Source organism: Bacillus sp. LR--39 (assembly GCF_053613335.1).
The window spans coordinates 1-666 of record NZ_JBSIOT010000987.1; the positions used below are offsets into that span (position 1 = coordinate 1).

General features: G+C 44.3%; 1 protein-coding gene. It reads left to right on the forward strand.

All coding sequences use genetic code 11. The features are described from left to right. A partial coding sequence (locus tag ACWHAR_RS27935; protein ID WP_452088547.1) for an oxidoreductase occupies positions 1–446 on the forward strand: 446 nt, incomplete at its 5' end. Between the last annotated feature and the right edge of the window lie 220 nt (positions 447–666).

The window sequence follows — 666 nt, forward strand, 5'->3', positions numbered from 1 at the left end:
ACCGTCTGTCTCCGGAAGAACCTGAGACACCGGGATTGACAATGACTGAAACTTATACGCTTGTTGATGCTTTAGGGGATAAAGAATTGGATTATCTTCATATCTCACTGATGGACGTGAACTCAAAAGCGCGCCGCGGTGCAGATCCGACTCGCACACGCATGGACTTATTGAATGAACGTGTCGGAAACAAAGTGCCGCTGATCGCCGTCGGTTCCATCCATTCCGCTGATGACGCGCTTGCCGTCATCGAAAACGGTATTCCGCTAGTCGCTATGGGACGCGAAATTCTAGTTGACCCTGACTGGACGGTAAAAGTAAAAGAAGGCCGTGAAAAGCAAATCGAAACAGTGATCAAAGGCACAGATAAAGAAAAATATCATTTGCCTGAACCGCTATGGCAAGCAATTGTGAACACGCCAGGCTGGGTGCCTTATAAAGATTAATGTGCAAAGACTGCCGAAACGATTCGGCAGTCTTTTTTCCCTTTATATAAATAGTTTGTGTACACATCTAAACAGCAAAAGAAAGAGCTCCCCACCAACTTCGAAAAGAAAATCCAGGAAAAACCCCTCATGCTTTCTTGCTTTTTTCTTTTTCATTCGTACGTCTCCTTTTTACATGAATACGCCTTACTTACGATTTTGCAGGAGAAAGGTTTCATTT